This is a genomic window from Mycobacterium sp. TH-M82 (genome assembly GCF_057473605.1).
This window is the reverse complement of sequence record NZ_JBYCKY010000489.1, coordinates 1-25474: the sequence shown is the minus strand read 5'-3', so window position 1 is coordinate 25474 and position 25474 is coordinate 1. Positions and strand designations below refer to the sequence as shown.

The window sequence follows — 25474 nt, the reverse complement described above, 5'->3', positions numbered from 1 at the left end:
CTCGGTATTTAATGTGATTCGGCCGACTAACTTCTGTCAGAAAATTCCTAAAGACGTATGTCACTAGAGATCACCACAATTTGGTGTCGTCGGCACGCCATTGAACCGATCGGTAACCCACGCAATGCTTCTCTCGCCATCGACTACCACTGGCAAAAGCGAGTTGATAGCTAATTTGTTCAAGAATGGGGGCTGCTCGTTGGTCCAGAATGTAACATCGGTGCCCATGGCGCAGTATTCCCGCGCTGTCTGAAGGGCGGTTTGGTAGGGTGCGAATGAATCCCACCGATTGTGGTCGAAATACACTGGCATGTTAGGTTTGCTGACACCTAGTCGCATTGTCTTGAGCAGACTCTTAAGAGGGTCCACCTGGACACCTTCGTAGATATCATGCTTAAACCAGAATCGACCCGATTCGGCGTCTGCTGGCCCACCTCCGAGGTGACGGAATTCGTAATCGATCCCAGTTTGCACGAGGCACTGACGCCCGGTGTTATCCAACATCTCCAAACCGCGCGGGGTTAACGAATCCCGAATGGGTTGTTCAGTCTCAGGGTAAGCCGCCATCATGCCTCTCAATATCCAGCCGGTTGTTCCAGCCAGGAAGTTACCGTCAAAGACTGGGACGAGTACAGATATATCGGTGGGCGTGGCGGCCGCATACGCGCCAACCGTATTGAGTTCGGGTCCATAGGTATCCGCCAGTTCAGCCGCCGCCAATGCGGCGTGTCCGCCCGACAACCAACCCCAGAACGCGACCGGCCCGTGCGGCTCCAGGGAAGTGCCGGGTAGCTTCATCGCTGCTCGGGCAGCGTCGATCAGGGCGGTGCCGGCGGCAACCCTGTTCATAAACTGCGGCGAGTTCTGACCATGGACGCCCATACCGACGCCGTCGGTAATCACGACAGCGAATCCCCGCGCCACCAACGTCCCGATGAAGCCCTGGTCGAGGTTAATCATGACGTCAAAACCTGACGATGTGGAGGCGTGGATACCCTGGTTAATCAGCTTTGATGGCGCGCACTGCTCACCCATCCCGGTCGGAAGCGCCGCATATGCGATTAACGGGCGCGGACCGTTGCCCGGCCAAGGGTTGTCCGGCTCGATATAGGTGCCGGTCACTGCGACCGGGTGGCCCTGTGCTTCGGTGCTGCGGTACATGATCCGAGTTCCCGTACCGCGAAAATCAACCCGGCCCGAGGGCTCGAAGACCACGCGTGAGGGTTCGGTGCGGAGGAGGTCACCGGGTCGCCCCGGCGGCAGCGGGTCCGGCGGCGTGTAGAACGCCAAATCGTGGAGAACGCCGTTTTGATCAGTCCAACTCGGTTCGAAATCAGCCCCGCCGACCGACCAAATCTGGGGGTTGCCCAGACCGTCGTCCGCCCGCGAAACGTGTGGGCTCGCCAGCCCTACGAGTACCAGCCCGATAATGGCGGGTACGGCGGCCAGCAAGGTGCGTTTTCGAGGTTTTCGGTCAACCAGCCGGTGAAGTTTTCGGGTAGCGGCCTGATACGCCCGAGGTTTAACCGGCAAGAGCCACTGGCGCAGCTTTGCCCACCGCCCGACATTGATTCCGACTTCATCCAGGATCTCGTCGATCAGCCGTAGCTGGAAGGGAATGATATTGGTCCCGCGGGCCTGCTTGCCTTGGGTGCGTTCGACCATCCAGCTCAATCGTTGTTCGGTGAATGCGCGGCGCTCCTCGGGGTCGGGTAGGTCCGCGAGTCCAGCAAGGTAGTGGACCACCCACATGGCCGCCGCTTCGGCGCTGATGGGACTGAGCAATGAGGAGCCATAGCCGACGAAGAACAGCTGGGGCACGTCCATTGGCAGGATCTGGCGGTACAGCATGAAGTTGCCGTCCGTGTCGGTGAGACGTCGATGCAGGTGGTCCGGCAGGAACGGAGTGTGTTGCAGGAATCCGGTCGCGCACACAACAACGTCGGCCGGCACCATGCTGCCGTCGGAGAGGAGGGCGGTCGGCCGGCCATTGTCTTCACACAGTTGGGTGATGGTCAGATCGCGACGTATATCGATGGTCCCCTCGTGGATCTTTTCATAGAAGTTTTCGGTGGCCAGGCTCACCGCGTGACGGACGATATGTTCAAAAGGGCCCCGTGGCACCAGGCCGAGTTTGTCGAACTGCAGCTGGCGCCGGGCGATCGATCCGATGGATCCCAGCAGCGCGTTTCGGAAAGACCGACCGGGACCGGTGAGGAAGCGCGCGAAGCCGCGTTGGTCCAGATGTTCGAACAACGCCTCGGTGAACCGGGTGAGCAATATGTATTTCATGTTGAGGACACCGGCGACCTTGCGCGGCATCTTCCAGGTGACCTCACGGGCGACCAGCGTGGTCGACGAGGCCGCGTTGCTGAGGGATTCGGCGATGTCGCACGCGGATTTGCCGTAGCCGACGACGACGATGTCCTTTCCGGCGGCATCCGCCAGTTCGTTGAAATCTGATGCGGCACAGAGCCGTCCGCCGGCACGGACAAAGTCCGATGTGCCGGGGTAGTCGGGAATGAATGGGTCGCAGAAGATACCGTTTGCCACGACCAGCTGATCGAATTCGATTTCTTCGGTGAATCCATCCGCAATGTTTCGCGTGGTAAGGGTCCATCGCCCCGCTTGCTCGTCGAGGTCGGCCGACAGCACCTCGGTGCCGAGCCGGATGACCTCGTCCAGGTGGAATCGACGCGTGTACTCGGCGAGGTAGCGCTGCACTTGTTCCCCCGACGGCCACTCCGGGTAGTCCCTCGGCATCGGGAAGTCGGAGAAGGCGTAGGTGCCCTTGTTGTTCTGGGTGGTGACTCCCGGGTAGCGCCGAGTGTGGCTCCACACCCCTCCCACGTCGGGAGTCTTATCGAAAACAGTTACGTCAAAGCCGAATTCGGAGAGCAGCTTTGCCGAACACAGTCCAGCGATACCCGCCCCGATGATTGCGATGTTCATTGAGGTCCCTTCTGTACTCTTCTGGTTGCTAGGCGGTGCCAAGTAGGGCGGGCAGGGCATCGGCTGATGCACGTTCTTGCTGCAGCTGGATCGCGATGTCGATGATCATGTCTTCCTGACCTCCGACGTACCGCTTTTGTCCGACGCGGTAAAGGATTTCGTGTGCGGGCACGCCGTAGCGGTGCGCTGCGTGCTCGGCGTGAAGTAGGAAGCTGGAGTAGACCCCGGCGAAACCCTGGACGATGGAGGCGCGGTCCATCACGGGCAGCCGGGTGATGTAGGGCTTGACGGTTCCTTCGGCCGCTGCCAGCACCTGGTCTTTGTCGACGCCGGTCGCGATGCCCAGCCGTTCGAAAACCGTGGCCAAGACCTCGGTGGGAGAGTTGCCCGCTCCCGCACCGAGAGCGACCAGCGATCCGTCGATCTGACGGGCGCCGGCGCGGTAGGCCAGCACCGAATTGGCCACCCCGAGACTGAGATTCTGATGGCCGTGGTAGCCGACTTCGGCGTCCCCACCGAGTTCGCTCACCAGTGCTGCGACGCGGTCGCTGACTTCGTCGAGGATCAGGGCCCCGGCGGAGTCGACGACGTAGACGCACTGGCAACCGGCGTCGACCATGATGCGGGCTTGCCGTGCCAGGTGGTCGGGGCCGGCCATGTGCGAGAGCATCAAGAAGCCGACGGTCTCCATGCCCAGGGCGCGGGCCGCGCCGAAGTGTTGCAGGGAGATGTCGGCTTCGGTGCAGTGGGTGGCGATGCGGACCGCGCCGGCGCCGAGGTCGTGGGCGGTTTTGAGGTCGGTGACGGTGCCCAGGCCGGGGAGCAGCAGCACCGCGATCTTGGCATGGCGAGCGGCAGCGACCGCGGTGGCGATCAGTTCAGTCTCGGCGACGCGGGAGAACCCGTAGTTGAAGGTGGAACCGCCCAGGCCGTCGCCGTGGGCGACTTCGATCAGCGAAATTCCGGCGGCATCCAGTGCGGTGACCGTGTCGTGGACCTGGGTGGTGGTGAAGCGGTGCGCCATGGCGTGGCTGCCGTCGCGCAGGGTGGTGTCCACCAGGCGCACGTCCCGGGTGTGGGTGTCCCAGTTGGTCATCGTGCTACCGCCTGCTCCTGTTGTGCCAGTAGGGAAGCGGCGATGCGTTCCCCGGCTTCGGCGGCCGCCGCGGTCATGATGTCGAGGTTGCCGGCGTAGTCGGGTAGGTAGTGGCCGGCGCCGCGGACCTCCAGCAACGTGGTCACCCGTGCTTTGCCGTGCCAGTCCGGGCGCGGGTCGTCGAACTGGGGCTCGGCTTTGAGGGTGTAGCCGGGGACATAGCCGGCCACGGTGTCGACCATGGCGTGGATGGCCGCGCTGATCTGGTCACGGTCGGCGTCGGGGTCGATGGCGCAGAAGACGGTGTCACGCATGATCATCGGCGGGTCGACGGGATTGATGATGATGATCGCCCGCCCCCGGCCGGCGCCGCCGACGTCCTCGATCGCCCGCGCGGTGGTTTCGGTGAACTCGTCGATATTGGCCCGCGTGCCCGGCCCGGCCGAACGCGACGAGATCGACGCCACGATCTCGGCGTAGCTGACCGCGGTGACCCGGTTGACCGCGGCCACGATCGGGATGGTGGCCTGCCCACCACAGGTGATCATGTTGATATTTGGCGCGGTCGTGTTGATGTCGAGATTGACCGGCGGGCATACGAACGGCCCAATCGCTGCCGGGGTCAGATCGACCGCGCGGATGCCCGCGGCGGCATACCGGGGTGCGTTGGCCGCATGCGCACGCGCCGAGGTGGCCTCAAACACGATATCGGGCAACTCATGTTGGGACAGCAACCAATCCACCCCACCAGCCGAGGTCGCCACCCCTAACCGGGCCGCACGCGCTAATCCCTCCGAATCCGGATCCACACCCACCATCGAGTGCACTGCAATCCGCTCACTGCGCGACAACTTCGCCAACAAGTCAGTCCCAATATTGCCCGGCCCAACAATGGCCGCAGTAATGGTGGACATCGGTCTCTCCTTTGGGCGTTCCGGTGGATTACTCGGCAGCGAAATGGGCTGTGACGCTGCCAAGTGCGGTGAATTCGATATGGAAGCTGTCGCCGGCCTGCACCGGGATCGCCGACGTCATAGATCCGGGGATGACGATCTCGCCTTCTTCGACGGCGACGCCATGGGGACCGAGGGTGTTGGCTAGCCAGACGAGCGCGTTGAGCGGTGAGCCTAGGACGGCGGCGCCGGCGCCGGTGGCGACCAATTCGCCGTTGCGGTGCACGAGCACACCCATCAGCCGCAGGTCCAGCTCGTCGAGGCGGCGGGCGGTGCCGCCGAGCAGGACACCGCCGGAGGAGGCATTGTCGGCGATCGTGTCGATGAGACCGATGTCCCAGTCGCAGATCCGTGAGTCGATGATCTCCAGCGCTGGTAGGACGACGTCGACCGCGCGGGCTGCGTCGGCCACGGTCACTCCTGGGCCGGTCAAGCGGCGGCCCAGGACGAAGGCGACCTCGGGTTCCAGTCGTGGCTGCAGGAACCGATCGGCGGGGATGGCAGTTCCCTCGGGCAGAAACATCGAGGCGGTGAGGCGTCCGTAATCGGGAAAGTCGACGCCGAGCTGGCGTTGCATGGCCTTGGATGTCAGGCCCACCTTGTGGCCGCGCACCTGGTCGCCGCCGCTGCTCCATGCCGAAATCTGTTGCTGTTGAATGGCGTAAGCGTCATCGATGGTGAGATGCGGATATTTCGCCGTGATCCGGTCGATCGGGATCCGATGAGTGTGGGCCGCCCGCAGCTTGTCTGCGAGTTCTGAATGCAGGTCGGTGGTGGCGGCGACGGTCACGTGCTCGCTCCGGTGACGACGTCGGCTTCCCGCAGGAATTGGGATACCAACTGATGGAATCGTTCGGCGTGCTCAATCTGAGTCCAATGCCCACATTGCCCGAACACGTGCAACTGGGATTTGGGGATCTGTTCGAACATGTGCAGCGAGGCATGCAGGGGAACGACACGGTCCTCGCGTCCGTGCAGGATCAGCACCTCATGTGCGATGCCGGCCAGCGCTTCGTCGGACACGATCTGAGCGTCCAGCCAGCGCTGCCGCGGTGGTGGGAAGACCCGCTCGAACACCTCCTGGGCGCCGGACCGGATGGTGGCTCGATAGCGCAGCTCGGCGAGTTCGTCGGTGACCAGCGACCGGTCGTAAGCCATGATGTCCATGACTTTCTTCATGTTCTCCACCGACGGGGTGTAGCCCCATAGCTGGTCGAGTTCGTCGCTCATTGGCATTTCTACGCCGCCGGCGCCCATCAGGGTGAGCCGGTCGAGCCGGTCGGGGTGCTTGGTCGCCAGGTGCAGCGCCAGCCCGCCACCGAACGAGTTGCCCACGATGTGGGTCTTGTCGATGCCCAAGCCGTCGAGTAGGGCCAGCGTCTGGTCGATCCAGGTGTCGAAGATATTGAACTGCAATGAGTCTGGAGTTTCTGTGTAGCCGAAACCGACCAGGTCGGGTGCGATCACCCGGAATTCTTGCGAGAGCACGGGGATGAGGCCACGCCAGTTGGCCCAGGCCGAAACCCCGGCGCCGGAACCGTGCAGCAACAGCACCGGTGCACCGCTGCCGACGTCGTGGTAGTTGGTGTCGTAGCCGCCGGTGTTTAGGGTGCGGCCGATTTCTGGATTGACGCTCGTCACGGGTGTGTCTCCTGGTCTGTTCGGTGCTTTGGCAGTGCGGGGGTGACGGAACTGAGCAGATCGTCCTGGATCAACGCGGGTGCGGGGTATGCGCGCTTGCTGTGGGTGAGTCCACTCAGGACGAGCAGTTCGCACATCTTGTACGCGATCACACCGGGGTTGATCACGGGGACATCCAGCACTTTCTCCAGGTACGCGTGGGACTGGTGCATCGTGGTGGATCCGAGGATGATCACGTCGGCGCCGTCGTCGTCAATCGCCTTACGGGCCTGCACTTCGAGCGCCTCGAAAATGAAATCTTCTTTTCCGGCCAGTAATTCGGTGGTGTCAGGCCGGATGCCGACATCGCGGACGGAGGCCAATCGGGCAGTGAGCCCGTGTTCGCGCGCGGCCTTGTGATAGAGCTCGTGCCATTGCGGCCACATCGTTACGACCGAAAACTTCTTGCCCAGCAACGACGCCACCAACATCGAGGCTAGGTTTGGGGCGACCACCGGAATGCTTAGCCGGGAACGAAGGGCGGCGAGCGCGGAATCGCTCATGGAGTTGACGCAGACCGCGGCGTATCCGTGTTCTTCGGCGCGGCATCCGGCCTCCAGCACGAAAACGTCCGCGAGCGTGGCCTCGTAGGCGCTGTCCAACGTCGTGCCACCGGCTCGGACCGCGACAAACACATTCTCGAAGCCGGGAAATATTGCTTCCGCGGGAATTTGGGCAGCGAATGAGTCAAGTGCGTGTTGTGTTACGGGAACCGGGACGATGTTCAGGATCCTTCGGGGTGGCGTCACAGGTCGATCTCCTCTCGGGTGCGGGTCAAGGTGTCGACGACGGCGTAGGCCACCGCGCGGGCGGCGGTCATGACGTCGTTGACCGAGGCGACGCCCATTCCGCCCAGACCCTCATTGAGGTCGGCGGGGGCGCTGGCCGGCGGCCACGGGTAGCCGATGCGTGCGGTGGGCACACCCAAGCGGCGGATTAGTGTCCCGTCGGTCTGTCCACCCAGCAGGGGGGTGGATTCGTAGGGGCGGCCCTCGACTTCTTCCCAACCCCGGCGGCAGGACTGGATGATCCAGTTGTCGGGGTCGGTCATGCCGCCAGGCAGTGACCCGTACATTTCCCAGTCCAGGTCGAAGGCTGGTTCGGTCGCGCGGATCTGCGCGATGAGTTCGGCGAACTGATGGCGGACGGCGCCGGGCGTGGTACGCGGATTGACCCGTACGTCGAGGTAGATCTCGGTCGTGGCTGAGGGGAAGGCCGGTTTATCCGGAGAGCCGGACCGGACCGCCGAAATCCACCCTTCGGGAATCGTGGTTCCAGAGGTGTTTCGGGCCGTGTATTGCGGCAGCCATTCTTCGATGTACTGGATCACTCGGGCAGCCGGCACGATCGAAGACCGGAAACCGGGTGTGCCTCGGGCGATCCCTGCGTACCCGTAGGTACCTCGCACGGACACTTTGAACCAGCACATGCCTGGTTCCTCGGGGAAGACAGCCCACCAGGGTTTGAAGACGATCGCGTGATCGGGCATCGCGCCGTGGGTCAGCAGGTGGAATACCCCGTTGCTCATCCCGGCCCGGTTTCGGTTACTCATGGTCACCGGCATACCGCCGCCGGCGAACCCGATCGCGAGGTCGCCGGTCAGCGGTATCCCGGATTCGACCACGGCGTGGGTCACTTCGGTCAGTCCGGCGACCATGCATTTCGGGTTGGACGCGCCCAACCCGATCACCAGGTCGCCGTCTACTCGGGCATGCGGGAGCATGTCGGGCCGTAGGCGGGGACCGACCCAGGGCACATCATTCTCGGGGTCGATGTGGGTGTCGATGGGTGAGTAGAGCAGCAGCCGACTGCCGGCGCCGTCGCCGAGGTGCTCGCCGAACGCGTTGCCGCTGGTTTCGTTCATCGGCTGATAGTTCGCCGGGATTCCTACGGTGTTTTGGAGGTAGTCGGCCATGAACTCTGCTGCCGGACGTTCCAGGCCTGTTGGGCTGTGGATATTGATCAGATTGACTAGCAGCTCCCGGAATCGGTCCGGGTTGAGCCGGGCGCATACTTGCTCGTAGAGGGCGCGCCGGTCATTGTCCAGCGATGCTTTGAGGCCGACGGCGGTCGTGGTGTCAGTCATCGTGGCTCCTCGGGTAGCGGACAGCGCGTGGTGAGGCCGGCACGATCGGTCAAGTACGTGGCGAGTCGGACCAGGGCCTGATCGGAGTGCGGCGGTCCGATGATTTGGATGCCCAGTGGCAGGCCTGACGAACCGGTGCCGATCGGCAGACCCATGGCGGGGAGGCCGGTGACACTGGCGAGTTTGTTGAACACCGGATCACCGGTGCTACCCAGCCCGGCTGGGGCCTCACCGGTGGACGCCAGCGTGACCAGGACGTCGAAGACGTCGAATTCGCGACTGACAATCCGGCTCGTCTCCCGCAAGAGCGCGCGAGCTTGCTGAATCTCATTGGGGGTAGCTGCGTGTCCGCGGGCCAGGAATCGCGTGAGCTGATCGCTGACCGCGCCGGACCTTTCGGGGCGGAGGCGTCCATCAAGAGCGTCAGCGGCCTCGGCGGCCATGATCAGGGTGTGAGCATCGTCAAGAGCGCCGAGTGCGTCTGGAATTTCGATATCGGTGGTCTGCCCAGCCAGGCCGGCGAGGTTCTTGACGAACCTCTCCAGGGCAGCCGAGGCGGACGGCGTCGCGCGATCGGCCCATGGTGGCCGCAGTACTCCGACATGGAGTCGCTGGGTGGCCGGCAGTCTCTCGGCTTCGCCTGTGCGCGCCACAGATTGATCGAGTGCGCCGAGCCAGACTGGGTGCCGCGCAAACGCCCCAACTGTGTCGAAGCTCAATGCCACCGGCAACACCCCGTCGAACGGCCAGCGCGCATAGCTCGGTTTGAGGGTGAAGACTCCGCAGTAGGACCCGGGCCGTAGCACCGACCCGGCGGTCTGAGTGCCCAGTGCCACGGGCACCTGGCCATCGGCCACGGCGGCAGCCGACCCGCTGGATGAGCCACCAGGGGTGTGTTCGGGGTTGTGTGGGTTGCGGGTTGCGCACGACTGGTAGGTGGCGAATTCGGTGGTGGAGGTTTTTCCCAGTATCACCGCGCCGGCGGTGCGCAGGCATTCAACCACCTCTGCATCGCGTTGTGGACGGTGGTTTGCCCACAGGTCGCTGCCGTAGGACGTCGGTTGGTCGGCAGTGTCGATGATGTCCTTCACGCCGATCGGGACGCCATGCAACGGCGAGCTCGGGGGTTCCGAATCGCGTGCGCGTGCCTGAGCGCGGGCCAGCTCTGGATCAAGGTGTGCCCATGCACGAATCGTGTTGTCGCGCTCAGCTATCCGGTCTAAACAGCGCTCGACTGCCGCGCTGGCGCTCGTAGGTGCACCACCGACTTGGATACGTGTGCAATCAGCGGTCACGTTATCTGACCATTTTGACTTCATGGCCCCAGCGAGCCGGAGAATCGTAGGTCTTGACCTCCCAGTCGCTACCGATAAGCTGGCTGCCCCAACCGATTTCTATACCGAACCCCGACGGGGTGCTGAGATAGAAGGAGGTGACGCCGTCGTTGGTATGCCGACCGAGGGTGAGCTTGAGATCGATGCCAGCAGAGCAGATGCGATCGTAGGCGCGGCCAACATCATCGAGGGTGGCAGCTTCGATCATGAGATGATTGAAGTCCCCTCCTCGGAAGCCGAAGCATTCATTCATTAGCGCCAAGCTGTGGTGGCGTTGGTTGCAGTGGAGAAAGGTTGCGTCGGCGCCGTCCCAGACGATGTAATCGGTGAGTTCGAATCCGAGGACACGGGTGTAGAAGTCGACCGAGGCCTGATAGTCCTTGCACATGTAGACCACGTGCCCTAGACCGAGTTCTCCGGTGATAAATCCGCTGATGACTCCGCCATGCACGACCGGGCTGTGTTCGGAGAGCGGACCGACCACTACCTCGGTGGGGAAGCCGTCGGGGTCAGCGAAGCGAATCGCCGAAAGTGCTTGCGGGGGCTCGGGGTCGTCGGCGCTGACTCGGTTGGTTTCCAGCTCGGCATCGCGTACGCGCTCAGCGAGCTGCCGTAGTTCGTCAGGCGTATTAACTTCCCATGTGACCCGGCGAATCTGGTCGCTTGCGGCTGGATAGAGCGCGATCCTATGGTGTCGGTCATCAAGTCTGACGAAGAGGGGATCCTCGGCGGAGGAGCGTGGGCGAACATCGAGTTCGAGTAGGTCGACAAGTAGGTGCTGCCAGGAATTGATATCAGCGACGTTGACGGCGACTGCGCCGAGCCGTGCAATGCTCATGCTTGGTCCAATCTCTATTTGTGCGATCGCGTGTTAGCTCGGCAGGAACTGCTCGGTGTGGATGTGCTTGCGCGACAACCCGAGTTCTTCCAGACGTACGAACGCCGCATCGATCATGGCCGGCGGACCACACAGGTAGGCTGATGTGTCTGGGGCAGCAACATCCTCAGAAGTGAGGGCACTGACTGGGTTGCCAACAAGTACGCCAGGAAGCTGATGTGGTTCGTCGGCAACAACTCGGACCGTGAGGTTGCTCATGAAGCTGCTTCGGCCTTCCATCTCATCGAGGTGGAAGAGATCGCGGGCGCGGGCGCAACCGAAGATCAGTCGGATCGGGTCTTGGCTGCGTGCCGCCTGCAGTTTGTCCAGCATCGATAACATCGGCGCAATGCCGGTGCCGCCGGCCAACATGAGCACCGATCCGGTCTCGGTAGCCAATCCGAACGAACCGAGTGGTCCGTCGAGATCGATCTGATCGCCGAGCGTTGCGCGGTCACGTAGGTAGTCCGACATGGCACCGTTGGGTAGCAGTCGAATCACGAAGGTGAGTTGTCGCTTCTGACGTTCACCAGAAGCCATTGAATAGGATCGCCACTGATCGGTCCCAGGAACGCGGAGCCGAGCGTACTGGCCCGGACGAAAGATAAACTGCACGTGTTTGGGTAGTCGAATCGACAACTCGACAACTGTTTCGGCGAGCCGGTCGATACCGGTGACTTTTGCTGTAGTTTCCCTCCGTGGGTAATCGTCGAGCATTGAAGCGGGATAGTCTAATTCGGCATCAGCATCGGTTGTTGGAGTTGCTTGACAGAGCAGGCGCAGACCATCCTGGATCTCGATGTTGCTGAGCGGGTAGACTCGACCCTCTGGCATCGCGAGCACGCCGTTCGTGACCCGCCCTACACAGGTTCCACAGGTGCCTACGCAACATTGATGTGCCAGACGGACACCAGCTTCTTCGGCTGCTTCGACTACCGAAATCCCTTCGGGTACCTGTATTTCCTTGACTGTGTCGGTGTAGTGCAGGCGCACGCAGTGTGTCTTATGATGTAGATCGCTGGGCGACCGAAATTCCTCTGAGGTGACGGTCATGATCAGTCCTCGTCCTTATACGGTGATTCAAAGAAGCCTCGTAGATGCCGGGCTGCCATCTTGCGCCAGGCAATGATCGAGTAGTCCATGTCGCAGAGCATTTCGTTGTTCCACCCGTCGAAGCGGGTGTAGTGCTCTTCTGTTGCCTCTCGAGCGAAGACATCAGAGTTGTTGAATCCCTCGAGCGCGAGCGGCTTGTAGAAGTTCTCATACTTGAAATCGAATTCTTGGCGATCGGCGTCGTTGGTGACTCGCGTTGCCAATACTTCCCAGTACTCGTGGTGATGATCATCGATCGGCACGTAGAACTCGTACTGGACAACATCGGTGACCGGCCAGTGCTCCACCATCAATATCCCTGGGACCCAAAGTGATGTGCGGAAGTAGTGTTGGACCGACCCGCGGGCCTTGATGTTGACCTTGGGATTCTCCAAGACCGGCTGATAGAGGTCGGATTTGTCGTAGCGGTTCATGACGCCCTTGGGACCATCCGGAATGTCGATCTCTTCGGTGGCTTCTTTGGACAGCGCGGTTACGCCAAGGGGCAGAGCGCGGTCGAGTGCAACGAGGATTTGGTTGTCCCAGTGCACCAGCAGATGCCCTGGATCCAGTCCGTTTTCGGCCGCCAAGCGCCAGTTGCCAACCAGTCGGCGATGTATACCGCGGACGATAATGCCGTCGTCGGTTAAGTGTGGGACGGGCCTGTCATTTGGGTCGTTGGTGACTCGTGCCGGGAGGTCGGTCACTAGGGCCGGCGGGGCTCCGTAGTCGGCCTCGCCGACGAAGACAAAGATGATGCCGTTGGCCTCCTCGACAGGATAGGTCCGCACGCCCGCCCGACCGATCAGCTGATCATCGGGGTTGCCGACGATCGTCGTGAGCTTTCCGTCGGAGATGTCGTAGGTATAGCCGTGATACCAACAGGTGACGGTGCTTTCGGACAGGCACATCGGCTTGGCGGAGAGTTTCACGCCGCGGTGAATGCATCGATCCGATAACCCGTAAACCTTCCCTGCCGAGCGCCGCAATCCGATGTCGTGGCCGCCGATGGTCACGCCTTTGAATCCGCCTTCCGGAAGCTCGTCGGCAAACAGTGCCGGATACCAGTGGTTGGCGTACCCCCAGTCAGCCTGAACGTAGGGCGCGTAGTGCCGGGTTGCTGCTGCCGACGAGCCGGTGTGGTGATTTACAGACATTGAGGCCTCGATGGGAGAAGTTCGCGCCCTGGTCGGCGCCTGGCGGTTGAGTGAGCCGACGAGGGGGACTCCGCTCACTCCCGGCACGAGAAGTGCCTACGCTCACAGTATCAATAGTCAATGAAAAGTCAATCGAAAATCCAATGAAAATCAATGGTCCATCTTGCGGACCGGTGCGCCAGCTAGTTGACTGCAGTCCCATGGCAACTGATGAAGTGCACGGCAGCAGCAACGGCGCAGGTGAGCGATCGCCAGTTGACCGCGAGCGCCGCTGGCATCTGGTTCAGGACAGATACGAGGAGGGGATGACCGCCTTCGAGTTCGCCCTGCTGCAAGCCGAGGGTGAGTTTCACCGGTTTGCGGTGCATGCGATGCAGGTCGCCGGCGACCTGGATCTCGGCTTCAACGAGGTGATCGCGTTACATGTCGTTCGGATGCAGGAACGGCCCAAGGACGCCGCAACGATCGCTCAATTGACCAACCGTGGCGATCTGCCGAACCTCCAGTACAACTTGCGCAAGCTGGTCGCGTTGGGGTTGTTGGAGCGGATCAAGGCGGGCACCTCTGCGGTCTTCCGGGTAACCGACAAAGGTCGCGAGATCACCGACCGTTATGCCGTCCTGCGGCGACGGCTACTGACCTCGAATCTGACCGAATTGGCTGACGTCACCACGAAGCTGCAACATGCTGTGCGGTCGATGCACGTCTTGACCGGGCTATACGCGGCTGCCAGCCGAGATCTGGCGACAGTCAATCCCACCATGATGTTCACACTGGACGGTTCGCTGCCGGTAGCTGCGGATGACGAAGTCGAGACCTAGTGGTCTAGTAGCGTCCCCCTGCGAATGTTGGCGCCGCATGAGGCGTTTCGACGAGCATGCATTCGAGCTCTCTGTTTCCCGCGTGCAGATTGCGGAGGAGTCAGGCTGGTCCCGGTGGTGCGGTCTGGGTTATGGTTCATATTGTGAACCGATGGACTGTGGTGCGGACCAATGCTGGACTGTGCGTCCGCTACCGCCAGGAAAACATCGGATCGGGGTGTTGGTCCTGATGAACAGCGTGTTGACCGCGCTGCGCGTTTTCGAACAAGTCGCAACTGCTCAGCCAATCGGCCTCAGCGAGCTTGCTCGGCGGCTCGGGACTCCGAAGGCGACTGTGCAGCGCAATCTGAAAACACTACATGAGGCCGGCTGGATCAGACCGGCGACTGGGGACAGCCGCTGGGAAATCACGAGTCTGGCGTTCCGCTTGGGTAGCGCAGTGGCAACCAAAGACAACCTACGCGACATGATCATGCCGGAATTGGCTTTCCTACAGTCAGTGACCGGCGAGACCATCCATCTAGCGGTTCCTGACGGGGACGAACTCGTTCTGGTGGAACGGCTCGACAGCGCACACCAGCTTAGGGCTTTCCTGGCCTTAGGGACGCGGTTGCCCCTTCATGCCGCTGCGACCGGTAAGGCATATCTGGCGACACTCGGCGACGCTGCGATCGAGGCTTATCTTAGTAGGCGACTATCAAAAGTGACGGTCAGCACAATCACCGATCCCGGACAACTCCGCGAAGAGATCCAGATTATTCGTCAGCGGGGCTATGCAACTACCACCGACGCCTTCAACGAAGGGATCTCTGCGGTAGCCGTCGCGGTACGTGGCTCAAGTGGACCGGCGCACGCATGTTTTAGTATCTCGGGTCCGTCGTCTCGGCTGACCGCAGATCGGCTGATCGACTACGCCGGACTCGCGCTAAAATCCCGCGCTGCCATTGAAGACTCCCTAGGCCACTGCAGATAGCGTATATCGACGTCGAAACTCAGCGTCTCTCTTCAGCCATGGGCCCCGCGGCCGCTCGTTTGTGGTCAGTCAGTTTGCACGCGGGAGCAGCCAGAAAAATCCGGCGAACGGCGATCAAGAAATGCATCGAGCCCTTCGGCCGCATCGGGATTCACGTCCAGCGACCACCTTCGCTCCAGGACTTCATCAATCCCCCCTGAGCAAGCTGCGTCGATCATTTCCTTCGCAGCTACAAGGGATATGGGCGACCGGGTGGCGATAAGGTTCGCCAAGCCGGCTGCCCGGTGTGCGAGCCCTGCGCCGGTCGTCACCTCGCTGACGAGATTCAAGCGCACTGCGGTCTTTACGTCGATTAGTTCCGCGGTGAAAATGAGTCGCTTGGCGGCGGCAGGTCCCAGGATGCGCACCAAGCGCGTCACTGTTTGGGACGGGTAAACGATGCCCAACTTGGCTGGGGTGATACCGAATTGGGCGGTATCGGAAGCCAATCTGAGATCGCAGGCAGCTGCGAGCTGCATTCCTCCCCCAATACAGTAACCGCCGATAGCTGCCACCGTGGGTTTCGGGAAGGCGGCTAAGTCTCCCTCGACAGCTGTCATCCGGTGTTCCAGCTCGATTCCTCGGTTTCTGCCCTCCCGGAGATCTCGAATGTCGAGCCCTGCACTGAAATCGTCTCCCGCTCCGGTCAATACGACCACCTGGACTTCATGCTCGGACCTCAGGCGGGTGAGGATCTCATCTAGTTGAACAAGCATGGAGACGGTGAGGGCATTGCGTCTCGCGGAATGATCGATCGTCACTGTCGCGATCCGACCGGCGCAGTCGAGGCGGATCGATGCGCCCCTGTCGGGTGAGCTCATCGCACTGCCTCGGCCAGGAGCATCTTTTTCTGGACCTTCCCCATGGCATTGCGGGGCAAGCTGTCGACGATGCGGATCTCACGGGGTCGCTTGTGCATTGACAACGACCCTGCGACGAAGTCGATGACGGACTGAAGGTCTCCGGGGTCGCCAACCACGTAAGCGACGATGCGCTGACCGAGATCGGTATCAGGAACACCGATCACCGCAGCTTCCTGAATACCGGGATGCGCCAGGAGGGCTAGTTCGACCTCACCGGCACCAATTCGATAGCCGCCGGATTTGATCATGTCCACTGATTCGCGACCAACGATCTTATGGAACCCGTCCGCGTCGATTACGGCGACGTCACCCGTTTTGCACCAGCCATCAGATGTCATTACGTCCGCCGTCATTGGGGGGTTGTTCAGATAACCGTCGAACAGTGCCTCAGTGGTAACTTCCAAGCGCCCCAAAGTTTCTCCGTCAGGAGCTATAAGCTCGTCACTCTCAGATCTCAGTCGACTGCGGACACCCGTGATCGGTTGCCCCACCCAGCCGGGTCGGCGTTCCCCGTCGAAACGAGTGCTCAGAGTAATCATCGTTTCGGTCATACCGTAGCGTTCGATTGGGGCATTACCCGTGAGAGCCGTGAGCGTATCGAATACCGGAACAGGTAGTGGTGCGCTTCCTGACACCAGCAACCGTGCCTTCCGTAGCGCTCGGGCCGAGTCCGGATCCGTGCAAACTCGTGACCAGACCGTTGGGACACCGAAGTACAAGCTGCCCCTCGCCGACGCGTACGACGCAGGTTTAGGGCGGATTGTGTGGACCAGCGGTGATCCGACTCGCAGGGCACCGAGTACGCCAAGCACCAGGCCGTGTACGTGGTAGAGGGGCAAACCGTGTACTAGCAGATCGTCGGCATTCCACTGCCAAGCTGCGGCCAGTCCGTCCAAGCCTGCAGCAATCGCCCGTCGCGATAATACGACGCCCTTGGGCGGCCCGGTCGTTCCTGATGTGTAGATGATCAGCGCGGGTGTGCGGGGGTCAGGCTCGGATGAATCCAGGGACGATCTTTCATCGGGGTTTACTTCGAACGCAGGAAGCGAAACATCGGGGCATGGCGGCCCGATCCACAACTCAGCAGCAGAGTCAGTGAGTAGGTGGTTGAGCTCCATGGAGCCTGAATCCGGCGGAATCGGCACCGCGGGAACACCAGCGAGGAGGCATCCAACGACAGCTATCACCGTGTGGAGGTCAGCTCGGGCGTCAACTGCAACGCGGGAGGCCCCCGCGATCCGGCGCGCAACTGTTGCTGCAGCACCCAGTAGCTCCTCCTGGTGAATCGACTTCTCGCCCACCGTGATCATCGGACGAGCAGTGTCTTGTTCGGCATGCAACGCGGTGAGCAACGAGGCTGGCATCTGCAGACTTGAACCTTCTCATCATGGTCCGTATTATGGACCGTTGGTTTGTAATATGAACCAACGGTAGCGTCCGTTGTGGGTCAAGGGCAAGATGCTGAACGCTGCGGATACTGCGAGCTGCGGCAAGCCGACTGGCCAACGAGCAGATTCGGATGACCCCAGCAAGCAGATGTAGTGGGAAGTCGCCACTCTCGATACCAGTAAAGAAAGTTCTCACAGCGTGGACCACGGGTCCTTCTCGGCGCTGGTGCACCAGCTGATGTACGTCACCGGCCTGGCCGGCTGGGGGGGCGCTCCGATCGCGGCGACCGTCGGAACGACCGTGGGGTCGGCATCACGGCAGTCACGTTGCACGGGTTGGCAAGAACGCGGCGCATGCGGGGCGGCGTGGAGCGACCGGCGCGGACGGGAGCGTCAGCGGACGGAAGCGGAGGGAGCGCAGCGGAGCCTGGCGGGAGCCGCCACGGATATTGCGTTGGTCTCGGTGTCGTCGCGTGTCGGCTCTGTGGGGCTGGGCGTCGACGCGCGTATTCGGGCTTGGTGAACCGGGAGATGCGGTTCGGGGCTGCTCGGTAAGCTGGCGTGGTGGTCGATGGTGCGCTGGTGCAGCGGGCTCGACGGCTGGCGGAGTCCCGACTGGCGCCGCTGACGACGCGGCTGGCGCATGTTCGCGGTGTGGCAGCCGCGGCGCAGGGTCTGGTAGCGCGGGTGGACCCGGCGGATGCCGATGCGCTGGTCGCGTCGGCTTGGTTGCACGATGTCGGGTATGCCCCCTCAGTGCTGTCGAGTGGTTTTCACCCGGTGGATGGGGCCCGGTTTGTGCAGGCCGAGGGTTTCCCTGCTGTGATGGTGTCGTTGGTGGCCTATCACACGGGCGCGGTGTTCGAGGCACGCGAGCGGGGATGCTCTGAAGCGCTGGCTGAGTTCGCTGAGCCGCCGGAGTTGTTGCTGGATGTGTTGACGTGCGCGGACATGCAGACCGGCCCGGACGGTTCGCCGATTCGCCCGGAGGATCGGGTCAGCGAAATCCTGTCGCGTTACGGTGAGGACGATCCGGTGCACCGCGCGATCACGTCCTCGGCGCCCAGTTTGCTTGCCGCGGTGGCGCGGGTGAACGCTCTGCCTGGGTGAGGGACCCGGTGCGGTGGTCGATTCATCCCAGATATGGGGTTGGGCGGTGTTCAAGATAGTGCTGGATGCGCAGCCGCATGGACGGGTGCATGTTCAGCGACGGAATGTCTTGTGGCGGGGTCCAGGCGATGTCGGTGCTCTCGGAATCGATACGCAGCTCGCCGCCGATGAGTCGTGTGCGAAAGCACAGCGAGAACTGTTGTCGGACTTCACCGTCGGTGTAGGCCATCACGTGGCGCGGGTTGGTGTACACGCCGATCAGGCCGGTGACTTCGACGTCGAGGCCGGTTTCTTCTTTGACTTCACGTACTGCGGTATCAACGATGGATTCGCCTAAATCCATGCCTCCGCCCGGTAGCGCCCACAGATCGTTGTCGCGGCGTCTGATGAGCAGGATGCGGTCTTGGTCGTCGGTGACCACGGCGGTGGTGGAGGGCACCACACTGTTCGCGGCTGGTGCGTCGGGATCGTCGTAGTAGTCGGTTCGGGCCATGTCGTTCTCCAGGACGTCGACGGGGTGCGGTGTTAGGGATGGATCAGATGGGACGCGCCGTGTTCCACACGCGTTCGAACGCGAGTTGGTGGTCGTGCCACAGCTCAGGGGCGTTGTCGCGGTTGATGACGATGGCGGGGTTGTCGCTGGCCGGCGCGCCATACAGGTGCGGGTTGGCGATCAGGGTGTCATCGGCGCGGAACATCGACGTATATAGCGGCGTGGTGTGGGTACGAAGCTCTAATCCTGCGGTTCCGATCACGGGTTGAAGTCGTGCCAGCGTCATCCGGCAGCGGCCGGCTAGGGCGGTTCCTATTCCTTCCTCGTGGCCACGCTGGGCGACCGCGGCCGAGTCGGGGTCGCCGATGACGAAGCGGACGGTCACGCCACGTGCGGTGGCGGCAGTGAGCATCTTGCGGAACCGCGGAATACCGTCGAACAGGAAAGTACCGCCGTAGACCAGGATGTCGATGTGCTCGACCGCCTGGTCGAATAGCTCTTTCCATACCGTGGCGGGCACATCGGCTCGGCTGCCGTACACGCTGACCGCAACGGTGCCCGCACTGGGAGGGGCCATGATCGGGAACAGATCGGGCCAGATGTCGGCGCGATCGCAGTCGAGCGCCTCGGCGGCGCGGCGGGCGTTGTCGGGATAGGGCCGTGACTCCCCGGTCAACCACCGCTCGACGGTTTTGGCATCGACGGCGATGAGTTCGGCGAGCGCCTGGGCGGTGAGTCCCTTTCGATCCATGTGGTAGCGCAGCTTGTCATTGGGTACTGGAGCGGTCTCGTCGTTGCCCACCCGATGGTCCTTCCGACGGCTCCATCAAGTTGTCGTTACTTGTCTCGAAGTCTGTCACGCAGATGTCCGCAGATGCCAGCAAGATGCGGTTTTGATGTCTGGCCTGCCCGACTGAAGTGGAATCACGGCCGACAAGCGGCCGGATCCACACCGGAAGGAATCAGACAGATGCGGCTACGAATTGATACCGGTGCGGTGCAGTTTTTCTGCACCCGCGTCCCCGAGCAACGCACGGTACACGAAACAGGTGCCCCGCGAATCGATAAGGAAACGGGCCTGGTGCTCTGGCAGGTCCAGGTCATGGCTCTCGACCCCGACGGCGGTGAAGTGCTTGCCGTGACCGTGGCCGGCGAGCCCGAGGTCAAAGTCGGTGAGCCGGTCACAGTTGATGGGTTGATCGCGATCCCGTGGTCACAGGGTGATCGTTCCGGCGTTGCGTTCCGGGCAGCCTCGATCCGCTCGGCAGGCGCTGCGGCGGGCGGATTGGCATCGCGTACTGCGGTGTCGGGCGGTAGTTCTCAGCCTCCCAGCGGGGCCAAGCAAACCGCCAGCAGCTAGCGCGGTCGGGCGTCAGGCGGCAATACACACCGCCTGGCGCCCATCCCCTTCGCGAAACCACCGTTACTCAAACCCATTTCGTGACTGTGCAGCCAACGGCGTGCGGTCACCATCGGCGAAAGGCCAGCGGACCAATGACACTCAGCGGTAAGGCAAACGAGTCATCCGGCGATGACTGGGTTGGCGAATTGCTCGTCGACACGCTCAAACTAGCCGGAACCGGAATGTTTCGATTCGCGTTGCGGTGGCCCGATGTCGCTGCAGTCTTGGTGGTCGCCGCCACCACAGCGCTGATCGGTGGAGTGCAATGGGCGCTATGCACCATGACGATGGGTGCGGCGGCCTTCTTGTGGTGGCGGTTGGGCTGGCCCGACTCCTACCAGGAGCTCATCGGCGAGCCGGTAGCCGACTACCGGCGGGCGCATCTGGTGTATCGGCGCCGCTGGCGGGTGATTTGTGAACACCACCAGCTGACCATCACCCAACGGGGCAAACCCGATGCGGACCCGCTGGTACCGGTGCTGGGGTCAGTGCATATCGGGGCGGCGGTCGACACGCTGGTGGTGCGGCTGCTGGTGGGTCAATCGATCAAAACATGGGAGGCCCAGGTTGACGGTCTGGCGGCCGCTTTCGGCGCGCAGCACGTCACCATCGAACCCGGCCCCATCGAGGCAGGACGTGGCCGTGACATCGTGATGCGGGTCCGCCACCACGACGCCCTGTCCACCCCCATCGCGCTGCTCCGTCCGGTCCTGGACACTCCGGTGGTTCGGTTGGCCCAGGTACCGGTCGGCATCACCGAGCGAGGCAGCGAATGGACTCTGCCGGTGGCAGGGCGTCACATTCTGGTGGGAGGGGCCACCGGCGCTGGCAAGGGCAGCGTGCTGTGGTCGCTGATCGCCGGCCTCGCGCCCGGAATTAAAGCCGGGCTGATCGCTGTGCGCTGCTTGGACCCGAAGGGCGGCATGGAGTTTGCCGCCGGCGCACCGCTGTTTGACCGGTTTGCCCACGACCCGGACACCATCCTCGCGGTGCTCCGCGAAACCACAACGACGATGATCGCGCGTGCACAGCGGCTACGTGGCACCACCCGAACACATCGGCCCAGCCGCGCCGAACCGCACATCGTGTTACTCGTCGACGAGCTGGCCACGCTGACCGCCTATGCCGAGCGCAAACAACGCACCGAAGTGGAACAACTGCTGGGGCTGTGGCTGGCTCAGGGACGTGCTGTTGGGGTGTCGGTGATCGCTGCTGTGCAAGACCCCTCCAAAGACGTGGTGGCGCTGCGTCAACTGTTTCCTGTCCGGGTCGCGTTACGCATGACCGAGGCCACTCAGACTGCGATGATTCTGTCCACGACCGCCCACCAGCAGGGCGCTCGTTGTGAAGACATCTCCGACACCACCCCGGGCGTGGGATATGTACTCACCGAAGGCAACACCACCGTGCAGCGAGTGCGGTCCTTCCACGTCACCGACGCCGACATCACCTGGCTGGCCACCCACTTCCGGCGCCCCACCAACAAGGGTCCGGGGACGCGGCGATGACCACCCCAGCACAGATCGCCTTGCCGGGCCTGCCTACCACCACCGACCCCACACCGGTAATCGCGCAGATGTTGCGCCGCGCATCCTCACCAGGGTTTGAGACATGGTGGCGCCGCGCTGAATCGGTGGGATTCTGTGCGCACCCGATCCAGCTGGTCGGCGCTGGCTCCATAGGGCGCCGGCAGGTGGTGTGGACGCGCTGCAACAACAGGCGGGCAACGGTCTGCCCGTCGTGTTCGGACCTGTACGCCCGGGACACCTGGCAGCTGGTGCACGCAGGGGCAGCTGGTGGATACCACGATGTGCCCGCAGAGGTCGCTACCCGCCCACAGGTATTCGTCACCTTGACCGCACCCAGCTATGGCACCGTGCACAACGCCGCCGGCGTGCCTTGCCGCCCGACGTCGACGAGTTCAGGAAGCCGTTGTATCCATGGGAATCCAGTGCGGTGCAACGCAACCCATTCCGCCGGCGACCCGGTAGTGGGTCAACCGATATGCGGCCAGTGCTACGACTACCTCGGGCATGTCCTGTTCACCTGGCATCTGCCCGAGCTGTGGCGGCGTTTCACCATCGCATTGCGGCGCGCCGTCGCCGCGCAGTTGAAATCACGGGGGGTGGACCGGGGTTCGGTACGGGTGAGTTTCGTGAAGGTCGTTGAACTGCAAGCCCGTGCCATCCCGCACATTCACGCCCTGATCCGCCTCGACCCACCGTCAGCACCCACCACCCGGGGTGACCTAAATCATCACGGCCACGCCGCCACTGGCGGCGGTGGGGAGCCCCGTTCGGATACCGGCGGGAGCGGCTGGGTGTCGCCGATCACCGCGGGCGAGCTGGCCGCGCTGATTCAGCGTGCTGCAAGACAAGTTCGCGTGGATGTTCTCGCTGTCGATGGCGAAGTGCGCGAGCTGCGGTTCGGCACCCAGATAGACGCCCAACCGCTCAGCGGCGAAGCACTGGCAGAACCGGCCGATACCGGGCCGACAGCTCGCTTGTCGCCGCGGCGGGTTGCGGCGTACCTGGCCAAATACGTGACTAAATCCCTGCAGGACTTCGGTATCACCGCGCGGCGACTCTCGACGGAAGCGATTGCCACGCTCGACGTCAGCGAACACGTCCGGGTGATCTTGACTACTATCGCCGAACTTGCCGAACGTGTTGAGCCGATGGCCGGAATTCGGCGATGGCTGCACACGCTGGGCTATCGCGGGCACATCACGACCAAATCGCGGCATTACTCGACCACGATGGGTGCCCTGCGCGCCGCGCGTGCCACATGGACACGCAGGGAGAACGCCAAAGCCATTGAATACCAATGTGGTAAGAGCCCCAACGGGCAGGACGTGCCAATAACTGAAGCAGGGGCCTGCCTTGATGTTGACGACGTGCTCTGGAAGTTTGACCATGCCGGACACACCAGTGCGGGGGAGCGCACCCTCGTCTACTCCGCGGCCCTCCAACGTATCCACACCCGCCGCATTGGACTGGTGGAAGTCCGTCGTCAAGTCCGCGACCAGCATGGAGATCCGCCAGGGGGACACGATGGCTGACGGTTCCCAAACAGCACATCCTCGCTCCGAGTGTGACGATCCCATCGATGCGCCGACGATGTCAGAGGGGGGTGTTGAAATTGTCGTACCAGAGAGTTACCGCCTTCCGTATGAGGCCAACCGTGCGCTGGTGCGCGTCATAATGGCCGTGCGGGACCGGATGCTCGGATCAGACAGGGGAGTCGCGTGAGCCTGAGGTTCGCCTTCTACGGCCGAGTGAGTACGGAGGATGCCCAAGATCCGGAGGCGAGCCGCAGCTGGCAGAAGCGGCGTGCCATGGATCTGATCACGCCGCACGGCGGAGTCCTTGTCACTGATTACTTCGATGTGGGACAGAGCCGCTCGCTGCCGTGGAAGCGCAGGCCAGAGGCATCACGGCTGCTTGTCGATGTTGCCGCTCGTGACCGTAGCTTCGATGCCGTCGTGATCGGGGAGCCCGCCCGTGCGTTCTACGGTCCGCAGTTCGCCCTCACCTTCCCCGTGCTCACGCACTACGGAGTTGGACTGTGGGTACCGGAGGTAGGTGGCGCGGTCGATCCAGGCTCAGAGGCGCACGACCTGGTGATGACTCTTTTCGGTGGCATGAGCAAGGGTGAGCGCGTTCGAATCCAGATGCGCGTGCGTACCGCGATGTCGGCACTGGCGCAGGACACGTCCAGATATCTCGGTGGTCGACCGCCGTACGGTTATCGGCTCGCCGATGCCGGCCCGCATCCGAATCCTGCCAAGGCAAGTCTTGGGCAGCGGCTTCACCGTCTTGAACCTGACCCCGCGACGGCGCCGGTCGTCGAGCGGATCTACCGCATGTACGCCGACGGAGCGGGCCTGCGCTACATCGCGCAGCGACTCACCGACGACAGTGTGCCGTCACCGAGCCAATATGACCCGGCACGCAATCGTCACCGTGACCCGCGAGGGTGGTCGCATTCGGCGATCCGCGCCATCCTCGACAATCCGACATACCTCGGTGTGCGCGTGTGGGGCAAGCAGGAGAAATACGAGGTTCTGGTCAACCCCGACGATGTCGCCGCGGGCTATGAGACGTGTATGCGGTGGCGTGATCAGGCGAACTGGGTCGTACCGGACCGCCGCACGCACGAAGCGCTGATCACCGACGAACTGGCGCAGGCTGTTCGTCTTCGCACCCAGACCCGGCGTGGTCCCGGCCTGGTGTGCAGCAGAGAATCGACGGTGCCGTACTCACTTCGCGGAATCCTGTTCTGCGCCGTCTGTGGACGCCGGATGCAGGGCGCCGCTCGCGGCGGGAAGCAAACAACACGCATCCTCTACCGGTGTGAGCTGGGTAAGTCGCGTTCTGTACCTGTAGACCTGACTGATCACCCGCGCACGGTCTATCTACGTGAGGACGCGGTGACACCTCGACTCGACGAATGGATCGCCAGCCTGGCCGATCCAGAAGACCTGGCCCGCGGACAGGAAGTCGACCCGGAAGCCGGCAACGCCGCCTTGCTGCGCCAGCTCGGCGAAGCGAACAGCAAGGTTGCCGCTTTGGTTGCCGCGGTGGAGTCCGGCGTGGCCGTCGAGGACCTCACCGAAGCATTGCGCCGCCGTACCGCCGAGCGCGACGAACTGAAGGCCCGCCTGGAGCGAGCCGAGCGACCCCGCGCCATGTCTGCCGCCCAAATCACTGAGTTGGTGCAGGAGTTGGGCGGGCTGGCAGCGGTGCTCGGTGAGGCAACCGGGGCGGAGCGTGCTCAGGTGTACGCAAGCCTGGGCCTGCGTCTTGATTACGATCCCTACCTGCGACAAGTAAAGGCGACTGCCGACTTAAGTCGTGTCGCCCGACGTGTCCGAGGGGGGACTTGAACCCCCACGCCCATTAGTAGGGCACTAGCACCTCAAGCTAGCGCGTCTGCCATTCCGCCACTCGGACAAGGCCAACCGTTCGGGTCGGCAGCTAAGGCTATCGGATTCACCGGTCCCGGCCCAACCCAGCTGCTGGGAAGGCCCGCGATCCCCGGCGGTGGTAGGAATTTGGGTTGTGACCGTTGACCGTGGGCAGACCGAGGTTCCCGACAACCCGGGCGACGACGTCGTCGAGGTCGTCAGCAGGTTGATCCGGTTCGACACCACCAA

22 protein-coding genes, 1 tRNA gene and 1 pseudogene are annotated in these 25474 nt (G+C 62.7%); 7 read left to right on the top strand and 17 right to left on the bottom strand.

Annotation, left to right across the window (positions count from 1 at the left end):
- Positions 1-63: 63 nt before the first annotated feature.
- The 12 genes and pseudogenes from AC2VON_RS15240 to AC2VON_RS15185 all read right to left on the bottom strand — a co-directional run bounded on the left by AC2VON_RS15240 (position 64) and on the right by AC2VON_RS15185 (position 13305).
- On the bottom strand, positions 64-1356 hold the full coding sequence (locus AC2VON_RS15240; RefSeq protein WP_486953712.1) for a lipase family protein: 1293 nt from the start codon (positions 1354-1356) through the stop codon (positions 64-66).
- A 312-nt stretch (positions 1357-1668) separates the two neighbouring features.
- Positions 1669-2952 (bottom strand): annotated as a pseudogene (locus AC2VON_RS15235) (flavin-containing monooxygenase); the annotation flags it as partial.
- A 28-nt stretch (positions 2953-2980) separates the two neighbouring features.
- A complete protein-coding gene (gene dmpG, locus AC2VON_RS15230) occupies positions 2981-4048 on the bottom strand; it encodes a 4-hydroxy-2-oxovalerate aldolase (RefSeq protein WP_486953703.1) in 1068 nt (355 codons plus the stop codon).
- Positions 4045-4962, bottom strand: coding sequence for an acetaldehyde dehydrogenase (acetylating) (locus AC2VON_RS15225; RefSeq protein WP_486953702.1), 918 nt, complete (start codon positions 4960-4962; stop codon positions 4045-4047). The genes dmpG and AC2VON_RS15225 overlap by 4 nt, the downstream gene beginning before the upstream one ends.
- Positions 4963-4990: 28 nt before the next feature.
- Complete coding sequence (locus AC2VON_RS15220) at positions 4991-5791, bottom strand: 2-keto-4-pentenoate hydratase (protein ID WP_486953701.1); 801 nt, start codon at positions 5789-5791, stop codon at positions 4991-4993.
- Positions 5788-6642: an alpha/beta fold hydrolase gene (locus AC2VON_RS15215; RefSeq protein ID WP_486953700.1), complete on the bottom strand. Its 855-nt coding sequence runs from the start codon at positions 6640-6642 to the stop codon at positions 5788-5790. The genes AC2VON_RS15220 and AC2VON_RS15215 overlap by 4 nt, the downstream gene beginning before the upstream one ends.
- Positions 6639-7430 (bottom strand): aspartate/glutamate racemase family protein, encoded by a 792-nt coding sequence (locus AC2VON_RS15210; RefSeq protein ID WP_486953699.1) that lies wholly within the window; start codon positions 7428-7430, stop codon positions 6639-6641. Before AC2VON_RS15210 ends, AC2VON_RS15215 begins: the two co-directional genes overlap by 4 nt.
- A complete protein-coding gene (locus AC2VON_RS15205; protein ID WP_486953698.1) occupies positions 7427-8767 on the bottom strand; it encodes a M20 family metallopeptidase in 1341 nt (446 codons plus the stop codon). Before AC2VON_RS15205 ends, AC2VON_RS15210 begins: the two co-directional genes overlap by 4 nt.
- Positions 8764-10062 (bottom strand): amidase, encoded by a 1299-nt coding sequence (locus tag AC2VON_RS15200; RefSeq protein WP_486953697.1) that lies wholly within the window; start codon positions 10060-10062, stop codon positions 8764-8766. Before AC2VON_RS15200 ends, AC2VON_RS15205 begins: the two co-directional genes overlap by 4 nt.
- A 1-nt stretch (position 10063) precedes the next feature.
- Entirely contained in the window at positions 10064-10939 is an 876-nt protein-coding gene (locus AC2VON_RS15195; protein ID WP_486953696.1) for a VOC family protein, read from the bottom strand.
- 33 nt (positions 10940-10972) lie between these two features.
- The gene (locus tag AC2VON_RS15190; RefSeq protein ID WP_486953695.1) at positions 10973-12031 is read right to left on the bottom strand and encodes an FAD-binding oxidoreductase; all 1059 of its coding nucleotides are present in this window, start codon (positions 12029-12031) and stop codon (positions 10973-10975) included.
- 2 nt (positions 12032-12033) lie between these two features.
- Entirely contained in the window at positions 12034-13305 is a 1272-nt protein-coding gene (locus AC2VON_RS15185) for a Rieske 2Fe-2S domain-containing protein (RefSeq protein ID WP_486953694.1), read from the bottom strand.
- A 14-nt stretch (positions 13306-13319) separates the two neighbouring features.
- Here AC2VON_RS15185 and AC2VON_RS15180 point away from each other — a divergent pair, with 14 nt between their 5' ends.
- On the top strand, positions 13320-14048 hold the full coding sequence (locus tag AC2VON_RS15180; protein WP_486953693.1) for a winged helix DNA-binding protein: 729 nt from the start codon (positions 13320-13322) through the stop codon (positions 14046-14048).
- A 229-nt stretch (positions 14049-14277) separates the two neighbouring features.
- On the top strand, positions 14278-15021 hold the full coding sequence (locus AC2VON_RS15175; RefSeq protein ID WP_486953692.1) for an IclR family transcriptional regulator: 744 nt from the start codon (positions 14278-14280) through the stop codon (positions 15019-15021).
- 65 nt (positions 15022-15086) lie between these two features.
- On the opposite strand, the gene AC2VON_RS15170 is transcribed toward AC2VON_RS15175, so the two are convergent.
- Both AC2VON_RS15170 and AC2VON_RS15165 read right to left on the bottom strand, forming a co-directional pair.
- Positions 15087-15881: an enoyl-CoA hydratase/isomerase family protein gene (locus AC2VON_RS15170; RefSeq protein ID WP_486953691.1), complete on the bottom strand. Its 795-nt coding sequence runs from the start codon at positions 15879-15881 to the stop codon at positions 15087-15089.
- Positions 15878-17287 (bottom strand): acyl-CoA synthetase, encoded by a 1410-nt coding sequence (locus tag AC2VON_RS15165; RefSeq protein ID WP_486953690.1) that lies wholly within the window; start codon positions 17285-17287, stop codon positions 15878-15880. Before AC2VON_RS15165 ends, AC2VON_RS15170 begins: the two co-directional genes overlap by 4 nt.
- 588 nt (positions 17288-17875) lie before the next feature.
- Here AC2VON_RS15165 and AC2VON_RS15160 point away from each other — a divergent pair.
- Positions 17876-18421, top strand: a complete 546-nt coding sequence (locus tag AC2VON_RS15160) for an HD domain-containing protein (RefSeq protein ID WP_486953689.1) — start codon at positions 17876-17878, stop codon at positions 18419-18421.
- 22 nt (positions 18422-18443) lie between these two features.
- On the opposite strand, the gene AC2VON_RS15155 is transcribed toward AC2VON_RS15160, so the two are convergent.
- Together AC2VON_RS15155 and AC2VON_RS15150 are read right to left on the bottom strand one after the other, a co-directional pair.
- Positions 18444-18914: an NUDIX hydrolase gene (locus tag AC2VON_RS15155; RefSeq protein ID WP_486953688.1), complete on the bottom strand. Its 471-nt coding sequence runs from the start codon at positions 18912-18914 to the stop codon at positions 18444-18446.
- A gap of 43 nt (positions 18915-18957) precedes the next feature.
- Positions 18958-19716: a helix-turn-helix domain-containing protein gene (locus AC2VON_RS15150; protein WP_486953687.1), complete on the bottom strand. Its 759-nt coding sequence runs from the start codon at positions 19714-19716 to the stop codon at positions 18958-18960.
- Between the two features lie 168 nt (positions 19717-19884).
- Here AC2VON_RS15150 and AC2VON_RS15145 point away from each other — a divergent pair, with 168 nt between their 5' ends.
- The 4 genes from AC2VON_RS15145 (at position 19885) to AC2VON_RS15130 (ending at position 25204) form a co-directional block, all read left to right on the top strand.
- The gene (locus AC2VON_RS15145; protein ID WP_486953686.1) at positions 19885-20274 is read left to right on the top strand and encodes a hypothetical protein; all 390 of its coding nucleotides are present in this window, start codon (positions 19885-19887) and stop codon (positions 20272-20274) included.
- 134 nt (positions 20275-20408) lie between these two features.
- Positions 20409-21824, top strand: coding sequence for an FtsK/SpoIIIE domain-containing protein (locus AC2VON_RS15140; RefSeq protein WP_486953685.1), 1416 nt, complete (start codon positions 20409-20411; stop codon positions 21822-21824).
- Positions 21821-23377 (top strand): replication initiator, encoded by a 1557-nt coding sequence (locus AC2VON_RS15135; RefSeq protein ID WP_486953684.1) that lies wholly within the window; start codon positions 21821-21823, stop codon positions 23375-23377. Before AC2VON_RS15140 ends, AC2VON_RS15135 begins: the two co-directional genes overlap by 4 nt.
- A gap of 186 nt (positions 23378-23563) precedes the next feature.
- On the top strand, positions 23564-25204 hold the full coding sequence (locus AC2VON_RS15130; protein ID WP_486953683.1) for a recombinase family protein: 1641 nt from the start codon (positions 23564-23566) through the stop codon (positions 25202-25204).
- Here the strand turns inward: AC2VON_RS15130 and AC2VON_RS15125 are convergent.
- A tRNA-Leu gene (locus AC2VON_RS15125) sits at positions 25186-25271 on the bottom strand. The genes AC2VON_RS15130 and AC2VON_RS15125 overlap by 19 nt on opposite strands.
- Between the last annotated feature and the right edge of the window lie 203 nt (positions 25272-25474).

Excerpts from the sequence above, each read along its gene's own strand:
- dmpG (WP_486953703.1), bottom strand. The coding sequence starts at position 4,048 with ATGACCAACTGGGACACCCACACCCGGGACGTGCGCCTGGTGGACACC.
- AC2VON_RS15225 (WP_486953702.1), bottom strand. The coding sequence starts at position 4,962 with ATGTCCACCATTACTGCGGCCATTGTTGGGCCGGGCAATATTGGGACT.
- AC2VON_RS15205 (WP_486953698.1), bottom strand. The coding sequence starts at position 8,767 with ATGACTGACACCACGACCGCCGTCGGCCTCAAAGCATCGCTGGACAAT.
- AC2VON_RS15195 (WP_486953696.1), bottom strand. The coding sequence starts at position 10,939 with ATGAGCATTGCACGGCTCGGCGCAGTCGCCGTCAACGTCGCTGATATC.
- AC2VON_RS15190 (WP_486953695.1), bottom strand. The coding sequence starts at position 12,031 with ATGACCGTCACCTCAGAGGAATTTCGGTCGCCCAGCGATCTACATCAT.
- AC2VON_RS15175 (WP_486953692.1), top strand. The coding sequence starts at position 14,278 with ATGAACAGCGTGTTGACCGCGCTGCGCGTTTTCGAACAAGTCGCAACT.
- AC2VON_RS15170 (WP_486953691.1), bottom strand. The coding sequence starts at position 15,881 with ATGAGCTCACCCGACAGGGGCGCATCGATCCGCCTCGACTGCGCCGGT.
- AC2VON_RS15165 (WP_486953690.1), bottom strand. The coding sequence starts at position 17,287 with ATGCCAGCCTCGTTGCTCACCGCGTTGCATGCCGAACAAGACACTGCT.
- AC2VON_RS15155 (WP_486953688.1), bottom strand. The coding sequence starts at position 18,914 with ATGGCCCGAACCGACTACTACGACGATCCCGACGCACCAGCCGCGAAC.
- AC2VON_RS15145 (WP_486953686.1), top strand. The coding sequence starts at position 19,885 with ATGCGGCTACGAATTGATACCGGTGCGGTGCAGTTTTTCTGCACCCGC.
- AC2VON_RS15140 (WP_486953685.1), top strand. The coding sequence starts at position 20,409 with ATGACACTCAGCGGTAAGGCAAACGAGTCATCCGGCGATGACTGGGTT.
- AC2VON_RS15135 (WP_486953684.1), top strand. The coding sequence starts at position 21,821 with ATGACCACCCCAGCACAGATCGCCTTGCCGGGCCTGCCTACCACCACC.